Below are 17,359 nucleotides of genomic sequence, written 5' to 3'. Positions count from 1 at the left end.
GATGAACGAGCCATTGGGGGAAAAGCAGATAGATCCTCGCCCGGGCGCCTATGCCAGCCGGCGCGCCTATTTCATGATCTTGCTATTCGCAGCGCTGGCGATCGGCCTCTTTGCCTGGCATCCGGACAATCTCTACCTCTGGATCAAGGCTTTCCACATCATCGCAGTGATCTCGTGGATGGCCGGCCTCTTCTATATGCCACGGCTTTTCATTTATCACACTGATGCGGCGCCCGGATCGCAGCAATCAGAGACCTTCAAGGTGATGGAGCGGCGGCTTTTGCGGGTGATCATGACGCCGGCCATGATGCTGACCTGGATTTTCGGGCTCTATCTCGCCTGGTCGGTCTATGATTTCCAGGGCGGATGGCTGCATGCCAAGATCGGACTTGTCGTGCTGCTGACGGGCGTCCATATGTTCTTCAGCCGCTCCGTTCGAGCCTTTGCGCGCGATGAAAACCGGCATTCGGCCCGTTATTGGCGGTTCATGAACGAGGCGCCGACCGTGTTGATGATCCTAATCGTCATCCTCGTCGTGGTGAAACCGTTTGCCTGAATAAGAAGCAGAACTTAGCATCGACGTTAAATTTTTTTCATTTTGTCAGCCCCCCTTGCGGGGCACAAAGTGAATCGCTATTTTCCCGCCATCTCTTCTTCGTGGCATGTATCAGTTCTGTCGCCCGCGAACACCCTCATCGCGGTTCTGAATACGACCAACATTGCCTTTCCCCTTCTAAAACAGAGTAAATCCCTTCATGGCTGAAATGAAGCTTCAAGAACTTAAGAACAAATCCCCGACCGATCTGCTCGCCTTTGCCGAATCGCTCGAGGTCGAAAATGCGAGCACGATGCGCAAACAGGAACTGATGTTTGCCATTCTGAAGGTGCTTGCCAGCCAGGATGTGGAAATTATCGGCGAAGGCGTTGTTGAAGTCCTACAGGACGGATTCGGTTTTCTGCGTTCCGCCAATGCCAATTATCTGCCAGGCCCGGACGATATCTATATCTCGCCGTCGCAGATCCGCCGGTTCTCGCTGAAGACGGGTGATACGGTCGAGGGGCCAATCCGCGGACCCAAGGAAGGCGAGCGTTATTTCGCGCTGCTCAAGGTCAACACCATCAATTTCGACGATCCGGAAAAGATCCGTCACAAGGTGCATTTCGACAATCTGACGCCGCTTTATCCGAATGAGCGTTTCCGGATGGAACTCGACGTTCCGACGTCGAAGGACCTGTCGCCGCGCGTCATTGATCTCGTGGCGCCGCTCGGCAAGGGCCAGCGTGGTCTGATCGTCGCGCCGCCGCGCACCGGTAAGACGGTGCTGCTGCAAAACATCGCCCATTCGATCACCGCCAATCACCCGGATTGCTATCTGATCGTTCTGCTGATCGACGAACGTCCGGAAGAAGTGACGGATATGCAGCGTTCCGTGCGCGGCGAGGTCATTTCGTCGACCTTCGATGAACCCGCCGTTCGCCACGTGCAGGTCGCCGAAATGGTCATCGAAAAGGCCAAGCGCCTTGTGGAGCATGGTCGCGATGTCGTTATCCTGCTCGATTCGATCACTCGTCTCGGCCGCGCCTACAACACAGTCGTCCCCTCCTCCGGTAAGGTTCTGACCGGCGGTGTCGACGCGAATGCCTTGCAGCGCCCGAAGCGCTTCTTCGGTGCAGCACGTAACATCGAAGAGGGCGGTTCGCTGACGATCATTGCGACGGCGCTGATCGACACCGGCAGCCGCATGGATGAAGTGATCTTCGAAGAATTCAAGGGTACCGGCAACTCGGAAATCGTGCTCGATCGCAAGGTTGCCGATAAGCGCATCTTCCCCGCAATGGACATTCTGAAGTCCGGCACCCGCAAGGAAGACCTGCTTGTGCCGCGCCAGGATCTGCAGAAAATTTTCGTTCTTCGCCGTATCCTTGCACCGATGGGCACGACCGACGCGATCGAATTCCTCATCGACAAGTTGAAGCAGACGAAGAACAACCCGGACTTCTTCGACTCAATGAACACGTAATCCTTAGCCGGATTCAGTTTCGGCCCGGAGCGAGGAAGCTCGAAAGAAACCTGTCGGGTCGCTTTTATGCGGCCCGATTTTGTTTGTAAGCATGACCAGCGGAGCGGAAGTGTGCAGCGGTCTGCGGGGAAAACGCGACCGAAGTGCGGGAAGCGGGTCAAAACGATGCGATGCGGCTTTTGTCGCCCTCGGCTAAATCGATTCGGATGCGGATCAATTCTATGCAGAATTTAAACGACACAATCTTTGCGCTGTCGAGTGGAGGTCTGCCGGCTGGTGTCGGAGTCGTGCGGATCAGTGGGCCGGAGGCTCTGACCGTAACCAAAGTGCTCGTCGGAACCCTACCCGAGCCCCGGCAAGCGGCGCTGAAAACGATTCGGACTCGAAATGGTTTTGTTGTCGACCGTGGCTTGGTTCTTGTCTTCCGTGGTCCCACTTCCTTTACCGGGGAAGATTGCGCCGAGATTCACGTTCACGGAGGCAAAGCTGTTGTCGCCGCGCTTCTCAAAGAACTTTCGAGCTTGCAAGGATGCCGATTGGCCGAACATGGCGAGTTTTCGCGCCGTGCCCTTGAGAATGGCAAGATGGATCTTGTCGAAGTCGAAGGTCTGGCAGATCTCATTGCAGCCGAGACGGAAATGCAGCGCCGCTTGGCCGTGGAACACACGGCGGGTGGCCTTTCGAAGCTTTATGAGGGTTGGGCAGACCGGCTAACGCGCGCCCGTGCGCTGATCGAAGCCGAGCTGGATTTTGCCGACGAAGATGATGTCCCCGGATCGGTCTCCGATCTGGTCTGGGCGGACATGGCAAAACTGCAGGCCGAATTGTCGGCGCACCTCGCCGGCGCAGATTTCGGGGAGATTGTCAGGGATGGCTTGAAGGTGGTCATTGCCGGCGCCCCCAATGCCGGCAAGTCAAGCCTGATGAACGCATTGGCGCGACGTGAGGTGGCGATCGTCACGGATATTGCCGGAACAACACGCGACGTTTTGCACATCGATCTCAATATCGAAGGATATGCGGTCAAGCTCTATGATACCGCGGGCCTGCGGGATACCGAGGAAGTCATTGAGCGCGAGGGGATCAGGCGAGCGCTGAAAACGGCGGCGGAAGCGGATATCATCCTGTCTCTTGCTGAAATCGGGATCGCTGCGCAAACCGATTTTCCCGAGTTCAACGGGAAAGTGTTTCGCGTGGGCACGAAGTCAGACATTCATCCGATCGACCCTGAAAACTACGACCTTTGCATTTCGGCGGCGACCGGCGCGGGTCTCTCGGATCTGCACCAATTGTTGGTTAATGATTTGCTAACGAGATCCCCCGCCCTGTCACTGGCGTTGCCAAGTCGCTTAAGGCATCGGACGCTGTTGTCGGACAGCCTTGAAACACTGATCCAGGCGGTAAGTTCCGTCTCCGCAGGATTGGATATACGGGCTGAATTCCTGCGGCAGGCTGCGCATAGTTTAGGCCGGATCACTGGAAGGGTTGATGTCGAGGATTTGCTCGACGTTATCTTCTCCGAGTTCTGTATCGGCAAATGATTCACGTGAAACACGGCGCGGAGACGCCGCTCGGAACGTTTCACGTGAAACCTTCTTGACTCCTGAATTTGGTGTGCCAAACAGACGGCAATACCGAGGTTTTGACAATGCTCGACAAGATATATGACGTTATAGTCGTGGGCGGTGGACATGCGGGCAGTGAAGCTGCGGCCGCGGCTGCGCGCTTGGGCGCCCATACAGCCTTGGTCACCCATAAGTGCGATACAATTGGGGTGATGTCCTGCAACCCGGCAATCGGCGGCCTTGGCAAGGGTCATCTGGTTCGCGAGATTGATGCACTCGACGGATTGATGGGTCGTGTGGCCGATGCTGCAGGAATCCAGTTCCGTATGCTCAATCGGAAGAAGGGTCCCGCCGTTCGCGGCCCGCGCACCCAGGCGGATCGCAAGCTCTATCGCCTCGCCATGCAGGCTGAGATCAGCGCCATCGAAAACCTGGACGTCATCGAAGGCGATGCCTTTGATCTAGCTATCGAGAATGACCGCGTTTCAGCGGTGGTGCTGAAGGACGGTCGTGTTCTCCGATGTGGCGCTGTTGTTCTGACCACCGGTACCTTCCTTCGTGGTTTAATCCATATTGGTGATAAAAAGATTCCGGCCGGACGTGTCGGAGAAGAACCCTCGATGGGTCTGTCCGCTACGCTGCAACGTTATGGTCTGGCACTTAGCCGCCTCAAGACTGGAACGCCGGCGCGCCTTGATGGGACGACGATCGATTGGAATGCTGTCGGCCGTCAGGGCGCCGATGATGAGCCGGTGCCGTTTTCTTTTATGACGGATACGATTGTCAATCCGCAGATTGAATGCGGGGTCACCCGGACCACGCCGGCAACCCACAAGATCATCGCTGACAATCTCATGCGGTCCGCGATGTATTCTGGGCAGATCGAAGGTGTCGGACCGCGTTACTGTCCGTCGATCGAGGACAAGATCGTCAAATTCGGTGAGCGTGACGGGCATCAGATTTTTCTGGAACCGGAAGGTCTGGATGATACGACTATTTATCCGAATGGAATATCGACCTCGCTTCCCGAGGAAGTGCAGGATGCCTTTATTCGAACCATTCCGGGGCTGGAACGAGTTCGCATTCTGCAGTGCGGTTATGCGATCGAATATGACCATGTTGATCCGCGCGAGTTGAAGCCTTCGCTGGAAGTGATGAAGATTCCGGGATTGTTTTTGGCGGGCCAGATTAATGGCACGACTGGATATGAAGAAGCCGGTGCGCAGGGCCTGGTTGCCGGCCTGAACGCGGCTCGTTTGGCCTCCGCCGGCGAGGCCGTACAGCTCAGCCGGACCGAATCCTATATCGGTGTCATGATTGACGATCTCACGTCGCGTGGCGTGGCCGAGCCCTACCGCATGTTCACATCCCGCGCCGAATATCGTTTGTCGCTGCGTGCTGACAATGCCGACGTTCGCCTGACACCGCGCGGCATGTCTATTGGCTGCGTTGGCGTGAATCGCGCCGAGCGGTTTAACCGGTATAAGGAGAAGCTCGAGCACGCTCGGACTCAACTGAAAAGTTTGAGCGTGACGCCGACCGAAGCGGCAAAAGCCGGATTACATTTGAATAAGGATGGCCAGCGCCGATCCGCCTATGATCTCTTGTCTCATCCGGGCCAATCCATCGAATCGCTCTCAGCGCTGTGGCCGGAGTTGCGTGCGATTGAGGGGCGTGTTGTTGAAGCTGTGGAGATTGAGGCTGCCTACGCGGTCTATATGGACCGCCAAACCTCCGATATCGTGCAGGTGCGACGTGAGGAGGAGCGCATCATTCCGATTGACTTCGATTTCTCTACTTTGTCCGGCCTCTCCAATGAGCTGAAGCAAAAGTTGACGGCAGCGCGGCCGAAGAATATTGCGCAGGCGTCGCGGATCGACGGGATGACGCCGGCGGCGATATCGCTTTTGCTTGCCCATTTGCGGAAGCAAATTGGGGTGGAAGAGCAGAAGCTCGTCTCCTGAAATTGCAAGGTGTGAGAGTCCTGCCATGGAATTGAACGGTGTGCGTGTTTCACGTGAAACACACGGACGTCTGCAGCACTTTGCTGAGCTCTTTCAGAAGTGGGCGAAGACAATCAACCTGGTTGCGCCGTCAACGATCGGGGACTTGTGGCACCGTCATATTGCCGATAGTGCCCAGATTTTTCAGCTCCACTCACGACCGGCGCATTGGGTCGACCTCGGAAGCGGCGGCGGGTTTCCTGGCGTCATCACGGCGATTCTTTTAGCGGAACAGGCGGATGGCCACGTCGATCTGGTCGAGAGCAACCAGAAAAAGGCTGCGTTTTTGCGTGTGTGCCTGAGGGAATGTGAAGCCCGTGGCACGGTCCATGCGGTCCGCATTGAAGAAGCGCCCAGGCTCATTCCCTATTGCGATTTGATTTCGGCACGCGCGCTCGCGGAGCTGGATCTACTCCTTGACTACGCGGCGCCTTGGGCGGAACGCAATGAAAATATACGTTTGCTGCTGCATAAAGGCCGGGATTACGAGCGTGAAGTCGAGAAAGCCCGTGGCCGGTGGGAATTCGATCTGGTAAAACACGATAGTGTTGTCGAGCGAGATTCAGTTATTTTGGAGTTAAATCGCCCTCGACGTCGAACTTAACCATAATGGATATGCGGCAATGATCGGCGAGCGAAACCGGATTATTACCATCGCAAATCAAAAGGGCGGTGTTGGCAAGACAACCACTGCGATCAACCTGGCCACAGCGCTGGCCGCTATCGGCGAACGCGTTCTGATTGTCGATCTCGATCCTCAAGGCAATGCCAGCACCGGCTTGGGGATCGAGCGGCGGGATCGAAAGCTATCGTCCTATGACCTCCTGATTGGGACCCATACGATCCTCGATACAGTTCAGGAGACCGCTGTTCCCAATCTCTATATCGTTCCTTCGACGATGGATCTGCTCGGGATCGAGATGGAAATTGCCCAGCAGTCCGACCGGGTCTTCCGGCTGCGCCGCGCGCTGAATGGCGCCGGCGCCACTGCTTTCTCCTACATCCTGGTCGATTGCCCGCCCTCGTTCAATCTGTTGACCATGAATGCCATGGCGGCCGCCCATTCGGTTCTGGTGCCGCTACAATGCGAATTTTTCGCGCTGGAAGGTCTCAGCCAATTGCTGGAAACGGTGGATCAGGTGCGTCGCACCGTCAATCCTCTGCTCGATATTCAGGGGATCGTCTTAACCATGTTTGATTCCCGCAACAATCTTGCACAACAGGTGGTCAACGATGTGCGGACGCATCTGGGCGAGAAGGTCTACCACACGTTGATCCCGCGCAATGTTCGCGTGTCCGAAGCACCCTCTTACGGCAAGCCCGCCATCCTTTACGATCTGAAATGCGCCGGCAGCCAAGCCTATCTGCAGCTCGCGTCGGAAGTGATCCAGCGGGAGCGGCAGCGTAAGGCGGCTGCTTGATTCACTATTTGTTCTGGAGTGAGTATTGCGATGAATGATGATCTTTCGAAACGGCGCCTTGGCCGCGGCTTAGCAGCTCTCATCGGGGAGATGGACCAGCCGACGCCGGTGGATGCCGGAAGGGCAAGCGTCAATCCGGATCGCATGGTGCCGATCGAATTCATCAGCCGCAACCCGAAGAACCCACGTCGCTATTTCGACGAAACCGAGCTGCATGACCTCGCCAGCTCCATCCGACAACACGGTATCGTTCAGCCGGTGGTCGTGCGTACGGTCTCGATCGATCGCTATGAAATCATAGCCGGCGAAAGGCGGTGGCGGGCGGCGCAACTCGCGGGCCTGATCGAAATTCCGGTCATCGTGCGCGATGTCGATGATAAAACCGCTCTGGAAATCGCCATCGTCGAAAACGTTCAGCGCGCAGATCTTAATCCTCTCGAAGAAGCGCTAGGCTACGAACAGTTGATTGCCGAGCACGGCTATACGCAAAACGATCTTGGCGAGATCATCGGCAAAAGCCGCAGTCACGTCGCCAACTCGCTGCGCCTGTTGAAGCTGCCGGAGCCGGTTCGCGATATGCTCGCCGGCGGCAGCCTTTCGGCCGGCCATGCGCGCGCGCTGGTTTCGACCTCAGATCCGGCAGCACTTGCCCGCACCATTGTTTCCAAGGGCATGTCGGTGCGTGACGCCGAGCGGCTGGCGCAGAATGATATCAAAGCGCAAAACGATCCTCGTCCTGCAAGCGCCCGCAAGGATGAGAAGGATTCCGATACGCTGGCATTGGAAAGAACCTTGTCCGACACGCTGGGGCTGGATGTCACGATCAATCATCGCGGCAGCGGCGGTCGGGTGAAAATCTCCTACAAGACGCTGGAGCAGCTTGAAGAGATTTGCCGGTTGCTGGAGCGGCGTTGAGCTGTTTCGCGTGAGTCAGCCCTTGCGGGCTGATTGCAGCGTGGTCGCCAGCAGTGTCTGTGTGGCGATCGTGTCTTCCAAACTGGCCCGCTGCCGCGTTTGCAGAATGGCCGCCTGCAATCGCTTCATTTCCCGTGCAATTGCCGGGGCGGTCCAGTTCTTGAGCGCCTGCTCGATGATCGGTTTTCGCCGGAAGTGCAGATGCCGGCCGAGGGTCTGCATCACCTGTGCGGGCGGCACACGCTTTTCGTCCATTTCGGTGCGCATCATGTCCAGCAACTGAAATTGCCGCAGGCAACCCTGCAAGACGAGAAACATCGGCGTCTTGGAGGAAGCGATCTTTTGCATGGCATGCAGAAAGGCCTCGGAATCGCCCTTCAGAACGGCGTCGACTGCGTCGTCCGCTGAAATGGCGCTGGCATCGCCGATAATATCGACGACATGATCCTCTTCGATCGTCCCCTGCCCGCGGCAATAAAGTGCCAGTTTGCGGACCTCATTGCGCGAAGCGATGCGATCGCCGCCGAGAAAATCCAACAGGATCTGGCGCGCCGCCGGCGTGATGCGCAGATTTTCATTGGTAAGCTCAGTATCAATGAGGTTATTCAGCGCGCGAATGTCGTCGCTATAGCAAGGAATAGTTGCGACGGCTTTGGAGCTCTCGGCTATCTTACGAAGGCCGGAGCCTTTTTTCAGATCACCAGCCTCGATGATGACAAAACTTGAATCCGGCGGATTGTCGGCAATGATCTGCAGCGAATCGACTAGCGTCTTTTCGTTGGCGGCACCGCGTATCCATACCAGCTTTTCACCGCCGAACAGGCCAATGGCATTGACTTCGTCAAGCAAGCGGCCGGCGTCACTCTGAAGGTCGCTCACATCGAGTTTGATCAGGGAAAAAGGGTCGTTCAAATCGACGCCGGTTTTGCCGGCGATCTGTCCCGCCCGCTCGGACACAAGGCCGCGGTCGGGGCCGTAGACGACAAAGAGGCGGTAATTGCGCGCGGCGTTTTGAAGAAAACCGTCAAACTCGTGAGATTTGATTTCCGCCATGCCGCGCGCTCATATCAGCGGCTGAGCGCGGCAGCGATGTCGGCTCCCACCAGCTCGGCAACTTCGCGCGCTGCGCGGTCTTCCGAGTCACGAATGGCCCGTGCCTTGGCGAATTCCTGGGTCGGAAAATCCACCAGCGACGTGACAGAGCGGCTGCCGGATTTCAGAACCTTGCCATCGCTGGCATCCTTCAGCGTGAAGGATGCCGTCACTGTCGTACGGCCGGCGGCCGACGTATCGGAGGACGGAAGGTAGAGAACGCCGCCGGTGCCGGAGCTGACGCTCAGGTCGACCGTATATTTCGGGGTTTTGGTCTCGCCGGCGCCGCGGCCGGCGATGAAGATCAATTGATTGCGGACCTGCTGGCCGACGCGCGTGCCGGCGTCGGAAAAGGTCACGTCGGCAAGCTTCTGGGTCACGCCGGTGCTCTCCGCATAAAGCGGCCGGACCTGGCAGGAGGCCAAAAGACCGGCAACGGCAACCAGGGACGCAACGCCTGCAGCGCGAGCGAGCTTGAAAAAATTATCAGACGACAATGTTCACGATCCTCTGTGGAACGACGATGATCTTCTTTGGCGCCTGACCATTCAATGCGCTTCCGACGGCATCCAGGGCGAGTACAGCCTCTTGCACGGCATTCTGATCTGCATCGCGCGCAATTGTCAATTCGGCGCGCTTCTTGCCGTTGATCTGCACCGGATAGACGATCTCATTCTCGATGACGAGCACTTCGTCGTAGTTCGGCCAAGCGCTCGTGGCGATCAGATGCGTGTTGCCGAGCGCGGCCGAGCATTCCTCGGCCAGATGCGGCGTAATCGGCGCGACCAATGCGATGAGGATCTCGACCGCTTCACGGACCGCGGAACGATAGCCGGCATCGGTGTCGCCGGCGGCAACCTTGAACAGCGGCGCAGCCAGCGAGTTGACGAATTCGTAGATGCGGGCGACGGCCTTGTTGAAGGCGAGCTTATCGTAATCACCCTGGACGGCCTTCAGAGTGCGGTGCGCAACTTGTGAAATCGCCAACGCGTCGCCTCCCTTAGCCGGTTTCGAATCAGCGGTTTTCAACGCCTCCGCCGCTTCCGACACCAAGCGCCACATGCGCTGGGTGAAACGATGGGCGCCCTCGACGCCCGCTTCGGACCAGATGACGTCACGATCGGGCGGCGAATCGGACAGCACGAAGAAACGGGCGGTATCAGCGCCGTAGGAGGCGATGATATCGTCGGGGTCGACAACGTTCTTCTTCGACTTCGACATCTTCTCGATGGCGCCGATAGCGATCTCTTCGCCGGTCGACAGCAACGTCGCGCGCCTTTGACCGTCGGTTTCCTCGATGCGGATGTCGGCCGGCGACACCCATTCGCGGGTCAAGCCGTGGCCTCGGCTATAGGTCTCGTGAACCACCATGCCCTGCGTGAACAAACCCTTGAAAGGTTCCTGCGCCTCGACATGGCCGGTCTCGCGCATGGCGCGGGTGAAGAAGCGGGAATAGAGCAGATGCAGGATCGCATGCTCGATGCCGCCAATATATTGATCGACCGGCAGCCAGCGATCAGCCGCGGCCTTGTCGGTCGGTTCGTTTTCCCATGGCGCGGTGAAGCGGGTGTAATACCAGCTCGAATCGACGAAGGTATCCATGGTGTCGGTTTCGCGGCGGGCATCCTTGCCGCAGTGCGGGCAGGCGACATGCCGCCAGGTCGGATGGCGGTCGAGCGGGTTGCCCGGCTGATCGAAAGTGACGTCATCCGGCAGCTTGACCGGCAAATCCTGCTTCGGCACCGGCAGCACGCCGCAATTCTCGCAGTGAATCACGGGGATAGGGCAGCCCCAATAGCGCTGGCGCGAAATGCCCCAGTCGCGCAGGCGGAAATTCACCTTGCGTTCGGCTTGCGGCGCATTACCCAGGCTTGTCGCCGACAATTTTGCCGCCACCGTCTCAAAGGCTTCTTCCGTGCTCATGCCGTCGAGGAAGCGAGAATTGATCATGACGCCGTCGCCGTCATAGGCGACATCGCCGACGGTGAAGCTAGCTGCGTCACCATCCCTGGGCATGACGACGGGCACGACCGGCAGGCCGTATTTGCGGGCGAAATCCAGGTCGCGCTGGTCGCCGGAGGGGCAGCCGAAGATGGCGCCAGTGCCATATTCCATCAGCACGAAATTGGCGATGTAGACCGGCAGTTCCCAGGACGGGTCGAGGGGATGACGGACGCGAATTCCCGTGTCCATGCCTTTCTTTTCGGCGGTTTCCAAAGCGGCCAGCGAGGTGCCGGCGCGACGGCATTCCTCGCAGAAGGCATCGATAGCCGGGTTCACGGCTGCGGCTTCCTTCGCCAGCGGGTGGTCGGCCGAAATCGCCAGGAAGGAGGCGCCGAAAAGCGTATCCGGACGGGTCGTATAGACGGTGATCTCACGATCGGCATTCGGCGAGGTTTCCGGCACGATTTCCCACCGGATCGTCAGGCCCTCGGAACGGCCGATCCAGTTCTTCTGCATCAGCCGTACTTTTTCCGGCCAATGATCGAGCGTATCCAGCGCGTCCAGCAGTTCCTGGCTGAATTCGGTGATTTTGAAGAACCATTGCGTCAGTTCGCGCTGTTCGACCAGCGCGCCGGAACGCCAGCCACGGCCGTCGATGACCTGCTCGTTGGCAAGCACGGTGCTGTCGACCGGGTCCCAGTTGACCTTGGATTTCTTACGATAGACCAAGCCCTTCTCCATCATGTCGATGAAGAGCATCTGCTGGCGATGGTAATAGTCGACGTCGCAGGTAGCGAATTCGCGGCTCCAGTCCAGCGACAGGCCCATGGCTTTCAACTGCGCCTTCATCGAGGCGATGTTTTGGTAGGTCCATTCCTTCGGATGCACCTTGTTGTCGCGGGCGGCGTTTTCCGCCGGCATGCCGAAGGCGTCCCAGCCCATAGGATGCAGGACGTTGTAGCCGCGGGCGCGCTTGTAGCGGGCAACGACATCGCCCATGGCGTAGTTGCGCACATGGCCCATATGGATGCGGCCCGACGGATAAGGAAACATCTCGAGGACGTAATATTTCTCGCGCGGATCGGCGTTGTCGGTGAGGAAGACCTTCTCCTCGTTCCATTTCTGCTGCCAGCGAGGCTCGGCATCGCGCGGATTATAACGTTCGGTAGCCATCTGATCTTGTATTCCGGAAAATCATGGGGAGTTGGCCGTGACCTTCATCACGAAACCAACCAAGCGTCAAGTTTAGTGGGTGCGGCAAGTGCCTTATTTTGCAAAGCAAAGCCGGATTCCGCGGCATCAGCCCTTGGCAAAGGCCGGCTGCCTCATTACTGCAAAGTGTCAGGAACAATCGCAAATATCGAGGCGAAAAGATGGAACTTCAAGAGCGATTGAACGCGGTTCGTGCCCATATTTCGGCGGCGGAGCGTCAGGCCGGCCGGCCGGCGGGTGCGGTGCAGCTCGTCGCCGTTTCCAAGACCTTCGATGCCGAAGCGATCCGCCCTGCGATTACGGCGGGCCAGCGGGTGTTCGGCGAAAACCGTGTGCAGGAGAGCCAGGGCAAGTGGCCAGAGCTGAAGGCCGAAACACCCGGGATAGAGCTGCACCTGATCGGGCCGCTGCAATCTAACAAGGCCGGCGATGCCGTGGCGCTGTTCGATGTCATCGAAACGGTCGATCGGGAAAAGATCGCCCGCGCCTTGGCGGATGAAATGAAGCGCCAGGACAAGATGCTGAGGCTTTATGTGCAGGTCAATACCGGATTGGAGCCGCAGAAGGCCGGAATTGCGCCCGACGATACGATCGCCTTCGTCGACTTCTGCCGGAAGGAGCTTGGACTTTCGATCGAAGGCTTGATGTGCATTCCGCCGGCCGATGAGAATCCGGGGCCGCATTTCGCGCTGCTCGCCAAGCTCGCGGCCAAGGCCGGTGTCGAAAAGCTCTCCATGGGCATGTCGAGCGACTATGAGATTGCCATCGCGTTCGGCGCTACCAGCGTTCGCGTTGGGTCGGCAATTTTCGGGGCTCGGTAAGGGCCAAAAGAAAAGCCCGGCTTTCACCGGGCTTCGAATCACGGAATTGCTCGTGTCTTAATAGCGGTCGTCGTCATCATCGTCCGGCGTGGAGGATTTCAGCGACTTCAGCTTGGCGAAGACGGCGTCGGCGTCGATTTCCTTTTCTTTCTCGTCGTCGCGATCATAGCTGAAGCCGAGCTTCTCGGTTTCCTGTGCCGGCTGCAGCGTCGCGCCGAGTTCGGCGGCGGTCGGCAGCGGACGGCCCTTGGAGGCCTTTTCGACTTCCATGTCGAGGTCGATCTGGCTGCAGAGGCCGAGGGTCACCGGATCCATCGGCGTCAGGTTGGTCGAGTTCCAGTGCGTGCGGTCGCGAATCTGTTCGATGGTGGACTTGGTGGTGCCAACGAGTCGGGAAATCTGCGCGTCCTTCAGTTCCGGATGATTGCGCACCAGCCAGAGAATGGCGTTCGGACGATCCTGGCGCTTGGAAACGGGCGTATAGCGCGGGCCGCGACGCTTGGATTCCGGCACGCGGACCTTCGGTTCGGAAATCTTCAGCTTGTGGTTCGGATTGGCTTCGGCGCGGGCGATTTCATCGCGGGAGAGCTGGCCGGTGGCGATCGGGTCGAGGCCCTTGATGCCCTGGGCGGCTTCGCCATCGGCAATGGCCTTGACTTCGAGCGGATGCAGCTTGCAGAACTGTGCAATCTGGTCGAACGACAAGGCCGTATTGTCGACAAGCCAGATGGCTGTTGCCTTCGGCATGAGCAATTGTTGAGCCATGGATATAGTCCTTCTGTCAGTCCGCGCCGGTGTCGCGGTCCGGGGTGTAACACCACATTGTCCGGGAAATATGGCCCTATATAACCGCAGCGTTGTAGAATTGCAATTCTTTGCCGATGAAATGCGCTTTGTCTAATTGCTGTCGTAACTTGAGCTGCTATTGATGGCATGGAATGAGCACCCACAGTCTCTATAGAGGGTGCCAAAGGTTGAGGAGGAAATCATGTCGGAAAAGATTCATCCGGTGACAAAGCCGGTTCAAGCGCGCGCTTTGATCGATGCGGCGAAATATCAGAAATGGTACAAGCAAAGCGTCGAGGATCCCGACAGGTTCTGGGGCAAGCATGGCCAGCGGATCGACTGGTTCAAGCCTTATAGCAAGGTCAAGAACACGTCTTTCACCGGCAAGGTCTCGATCAAGTGGTTCGAAGACGGGCTGACCAACGTCTCTTACAATTGCATTGACCGTCATCTGAAGAAGCATGGCGACAATGTCGCCTTCATCTGGGAAGGTGACAATCCCTATATCGACAAGAAGATCACCTATAACGAGCTCTACGAGCATGTCTGCCGGCTGGCGAATGTCTTGAAGAAGCACGGCGTCAAAAAGGGTGATCGCGTCACCATCTACATGCCGATGATCCCTGAGGCCGCCTATGCGATGCTTGCCTGCGCCCGCATCGGCGCGGTGCATTCGGTGGTCTTCGGCGGTTTCTCGCCGGAGGCGCTGGCCGGCCGCATCGTCGACTGCCAGTCCACTTTCGTCATCACCTGCGACGAGGGCCTGCGCGGCGGCAAGCCGGTTCCGCTCAAGGAAAACACCGATACGGCGATCGATATTGCCGCCAAGCAGTATGTCATGGTCAAGAACGTGCTCGTCGTGCGCCGCACCGGCGGCAAGACGGGCTGGGCGCGTGGCCGCGACCTCTGGTACCATGAGGAAACCGCCAAGGTGAAGGCGGATTGCCCGCCGGTGAAGATGAAGGCGGAAGATCCGCTGTTCATCCTCTACACCTCAGGCTCGACCGGTAAGCCGAAGGGCGTGCTGCATACGACGGGCGGCTATCTCGTCTATGCGGCGATGACGCACGAATATACGTTCGATTATCATCCCGGCGATATCTACTGGTGCACGGCCGATGTCGGCTGGGTCACCGGCCATTCCTATATCGTCTACGGCCCTCTGGCGAACGGCGCGACCTCGCTGATGTTCGAGGGCGTACCGAATTTCCCGGACCAGGGCCGTTTCTGGGAGGTCATCGACAAGCACAAAGTCAATATCTTCTACACGGCGCCGACTGCGATCCGCTCGTTGATGGGTGCCGGCGATCACTTCGTCAAGCGTTCGTCGCGCTCCAGCCTGCGACTGCTCGGCACGGTCGGCGAACCGATCAATCCGGAAGCCTGGGAATGGTATTACAACGTCGTCGGCGACGGCCGCTGCCCGATCGTCGATACCTGGTGGCAGACGGAAACCGGCGGCCATATGATCACGCCACTGCCGGGCGCCATCGACCTGAAGCCGGGTTCGGCAACCCTGCCCTTTTTCGGCGTCCAGCCGCAATTGGTGGACAATGAAGGCAATGTGCTGGAAGGCGCGGCCGACGGCAACCTGGTCATCGCCGATAGCTGGCCCGGCCAGATGCGCACGGTCTATGGCGACCACGAACGTTTCATCCAGACATACTTCTCGACCTATAAGGGCAAGTATTTTACCGGCGACGGCTGCCGGCGCGATGAAGACGGCTATTACTGGATCACCGGCCGTGTCGACGATGTGCTGAACGTCTCCGGACACCGCCTGGGTACGGCGGAAGTCGAATCGGCGCTCGTTTCGCACCACCATGTCTCGGAAGCCGCGGTTGTCGGCTATCCGCATTCCATCAAGGGTCAGGGCATCTATTGCTACGTCACGCTGATGGCGGGCCAGGAAGGTTCGGATGCGTTGCGGCAGGAACTGGTAAAACACGTTCGCGCCGAGATCGGCCCGATCGCCTCGCCCGACAAGATCCAGTTCGCTCCCGGCCTGCCGAAAACCCGCTCCGGCAAGATCATGCGCCGCATCCTGCGCAAGATCGCCGAGGATGATTTCGGCGCGCTCGGCGATACGTCGACGCTAGCCGATCCGGCTGTCGTCGACGATCTAATCGCCAACCGGCAGAACAAGGCGGATGCGGCTTGATCACGATTATCTCGCCCTTGGGGCGAGATAGCGATTTTCAAGGATTAGGCGAGCGCTTACCCTCGCCTAATCCTCACTTCGTCTGGACGCCTTGAAAAAGGCGACTGCTGTGCGTGCGACCCTATCATGTACGCTCTTTCGCTCCAGGCCGGCGGTATCTCGGAAGATTTCCGGCTCTGCTTTCATGCCTTGAGGCGTGGGTTCCGGCAAAAAGGTGTAATGGCCCACTCCCCCTTCCATAATATCCATCGAACTCGACTGCGTCTTATTGTGGAGCCAAGAACAGCATTCGGCGGCGGGCGCGATTATGTCCGCGTCGCCTCCGATGATGTGAACAGGTATCTTTATCTGCTGAAGGCTTTCTTCGGCAAAGCCGAGGACCGAACGACCCGGCGCGATTACTAAGGCAGCTTCGAATCTACCGTCCTTGAAGCTATTCCTTCGCCGGCTCCATGATTCCAGAAAAATTCTGTCCTGAAGCAGCGAAGGAATATGGTCGGCCAGATCAGGAAATTCTCTTGGACCTCGTACGGGGCTCTTTTGAGGATTATCCGGCTCGAACTGCGAATAGGCTATACGCGCACCTGAGAGCAGCATCGCGGTATGGGCGCCGGCGGAGAAGCCGGCAACATAGGCTCGGTTCTCGAATGTCCCGCACAAAGCCTCTTTCCAATCGCTGACATCGAGCAGAGCGCTGAGGTCGCTTGCTCGTTCCCAAAGACATAGGAAACCTTCGGGTCTATATGGTTCGCTGCCCGTATGACCATGATGGTTGACTCCCAGAGCCACAAAGCCCGCTTGCGCCAAATAATGGCCGAGCCATTCCAATCCGGGAACGACACCACCGGAGCCATGAGACAACAGCACCACAGGTCGCGGATGCGAGGATGGTTGGATCGGCGCGTCAAGCGCGGTGGCTTGGTGTTTAAACCAGGAAGGCGCCGACCATGGAATCTCAATCGCCCCATCGACTGCCGGATACCAGGCGGACCAAGCGAGCGGGTGAGGACCGGTGCCATCCCAGTTCATTCGTCTCCCATCGAAAGACAGACCCTGACGGAAGCCTACGGGCATTGCTTTCCTTTGCTGCGGCACCCGATCCTTGTCTCGAGGACGCGCCATGGCGAACGGCTTCTAAAGCCCGCTCTCAAAAATCGATCGCCCGCCCGTTAATCTCCCAGTCGCCGAAGCGAGCCGGGTCGGCGCCGCCGCGGCCGCCGGTTTCGGGTGGGAGTTCGGATTGCATTTGCGCTTTACGGCGCTCCTCGGCTTCCGCGAGCGCCCGTTTGGCGGCTGGTGACAGTGGTTTGCGAGGCGCCGTACCGGCGTCGACGTCGTTTTTATTATCGTTATCTGCAGTCTGCATGGCGTGAATGCGGCCTGGAACCGTTGAAATAGGCTGGTGAATAGCCAAATCA

General features: G+C 58.2%; 15 protein-coding genes. 9 read left to right on the top strand and 6 right to left on the bottom strand.

Annotated features, from left to right (window positions below):
* The first annotated feature begins 1 nt into the window (after position 1).
* The 7 genes from hemJ to QDY28_RS10150 all read left to right on the top strand — a co-directional run bounded on the left by hemJ (position 2) and on the right by QDY28_RS10150 (position 7,925).
* Positions 2-556: a protoporphyrinogen oxidase HemJ gene (gene hemJ, locus QDY28_RS10180; protein WP_331381555.1), complete on the top strand. Its 555-nt coding sequence runs from the start codon at positions 2-4 to the stop codon at positions 554-556.
* A gap of 199 nt (positions 557-755) precedes the next feature.
* Complete coding sequence (gene rho / locus QDY28_RS10175; RefSeq protein WP_004127423.1) at positions 756-2,021, top strand: transcription termination factor Rho; 1,266 nt, start codon at positions 756-758, stop codon at positions 2,019-2,021.
* 206 nt (positions 2,022-2,227) lie between these two features.
* Entirely contained in the window at positions 2,228-3,562 is a 1,335-nt protein-coding gene (gene mnmE / locus QDY28_RS10170; RefSeq protein WP_331381621.1) for a tRNA uridine-5-carboxymethylaminomethyl(34) synthesis GTPase MnmE, read from the top strand.
* A 107-nt stretch (positions 3,563-3,669) separates the two neighbouring features.
* Positions 3,670-5,550 carry a tRNA uridine-5-carboxymethylaminomethyl(34) synthesis enzyme MnmG gene (mnmG, locus tag QDY28_RS10165; RefSeq protein ID WP_331381554.1) on the top strand — a complete coding sequence of 627 codons (1,881 nt, stop codon included), beginning with the start codon at positions 3,670-3,672 and terminating at the stop codon, positions 5,548-5,550.
* 25 nt (positions 5,551-5,575) lie between these two features.
* Entirely contained in the window at positions 5,576-6,193 is a 618-nt protein-coding gene (gene rsmG / locus QDY28_RS10160) for a 16S rRNA (guanine(527)-N(7))-methyltransferase RsmG (protein WP_331381553.1), read from the top strand.
* Between the two features lie 19 nt (positions 6,194-6,212).
* Positions 6,213-7,010 (top strand): ParA family protein, encoded by a 798-nt coding sequence (locus QDY28_RS10155; protein WP_331381552.1) that lies wholly within the window; start codon positions 6,213-6,215, stop codon positions 7,008-7,010.
* A gap of 30 nt (positions 7,011-7,040) precedes the next feature.
* Positions 7,041-7,925 (top strand): ParB/RepB/Spo0J family partition protein, encoded by an 885-nt coding sequence (locus QDY28_RS10150; RefSeq protein WP_331381551.1) that lies wholly within the window; start codon positions 7,041-7,043, stop codon positions 7,923-7,925.
* A 15-nt stretch (positions 7,926-7,940) separates the two neighbouring features.
* Here QDY28_RS10150 and holA read toward each other — a convergent pair whose 3' ends face one another.
* From holA to leuS, 3 genes are read right to left on the bottom strand one after another with little or no spacing between them, the layout of a single operon-like run.
* Positions 7,941-8,978 (bottom strand): DNA polymerase III subunit delta, encoded by a 1,038-nt coding sequence (holA, locus tag QDY28_RS10145; protein ID WP_331381550.1) that lies wholly within the window; start codon positions 8,976-8,978, stop codon positions 7,941-7,943.
* Between the two features lie 14 nt (positions 8,979-8,992).
* Positions 8,993-9,514 (bottom strand): LPS assembly lipoprotein LptE, encoded by a 522-nt coding sequence (gene lptE, locus QDY28_RS10140; RefSeq protein WP_331381549.1) that lies wholly within the window; start codon positions 9,512-9,514, stop codon positions 8,993-8,995.
* Positions 9,504-12,134 carry a leucine--tRNA ligase gene (leuS, locus tag QDY28_RS10135; RefSeq protein ID WP_331381548.1) on the bottom strand — a complete coding sequence of 877 codons (2,631 nt, stop codon included), beginning with the start codon at positions 12,132-12,134 and terminating at the stop codon, positions 9,504-9,506. The genes lptE and leuS overlap by 11 nt, the downstream gene beginning before the upstream one ends.
* Positions 12,135-12,334: 200 nt before the next feature.
* Between leuS and QDY28_RS10130 the strand changes: the two genes are divergently transcribed.
* On the top strand, positions 12,335-12,994 hold the full coding sequence (locus QDY28_RS10130; RefSeq protein WP_331381547.1) for a YggS family pyridoxal phosphate-dependent enzyme: 660 nt from the start codon (positions 12,335-12,337) through the stop codon (positions 12,992-12,994).
* Positions 12,995-13,051: 57 nt separating this feature from the next.
* On the opposite strand, the gene QDY28_RS10125 is transcribed toward QDY28_RS10130, so the two are convergent.
* On the bottom strand, positions 13,052-13,759 hold the full coding sequence (locus QDY28_RS10125; protein WP_331381546.1) for a DUF1013 domain-containing protein: 708 nt from the start codon (positions 13,757-13,759) through the stop codon (positions 13,052-13,054).
* A gap of 223 nt (positions 13,760-13,982) precedes the next feature.
* On the opposite strand from QDY28_RS10125, the gene acs reads away from it, so the two are divergent.
* Entirely contained in the window at positions 13,983-15,941 is a 1,959-nt protein-coding gene (gene acs / locus QDY28_RS10120; RefSeq protein ID WP_331381545.1) for an acetate--CoA ligase, read from the top strand.
* Positions 15,942-16,007: 66 nt separating this feature from the next.
* On the opposite strand, the gene QDY28_RS10115 is transcribed toward acs, so the two are convergent.
* On the bottom strand, positions 16,008-17,015 hold the full coding sequence (locus tag QDY28_RS10115) for an alpha/beta hydrolase family protein (RefSeq protein ID WP_331381544.1): 1,008 nt from the start codon (positions 17,013-17,015) through the stop codon (positions 16,008-16,010).
* A gap of 73 nt (positions 17,016-17,088) precedes the next feature.
* Entirely contained in the window at positions 17,089-17,307 is a 219-nt protein-coding gene (locus QDY28_RS10110) for a DUF1674 domain-containing protein (RefSeq protein WP_331381543.1), read from the bottom strand.
* Positions 17,308-17,359 lie beyond the last annotated feature (52 nt).

Source organism: Rhizobium sp. BR 362, assembly GCF_036528765.1.
GTDB lineage: Bacteria > Pseudomonadota > Alphaproteobacteria > Rhizobiales > Rhizobiaceae > Rhizobium.
This window is presented reverse-complemented; position numbering and strand designations above follow the sequence as displayed.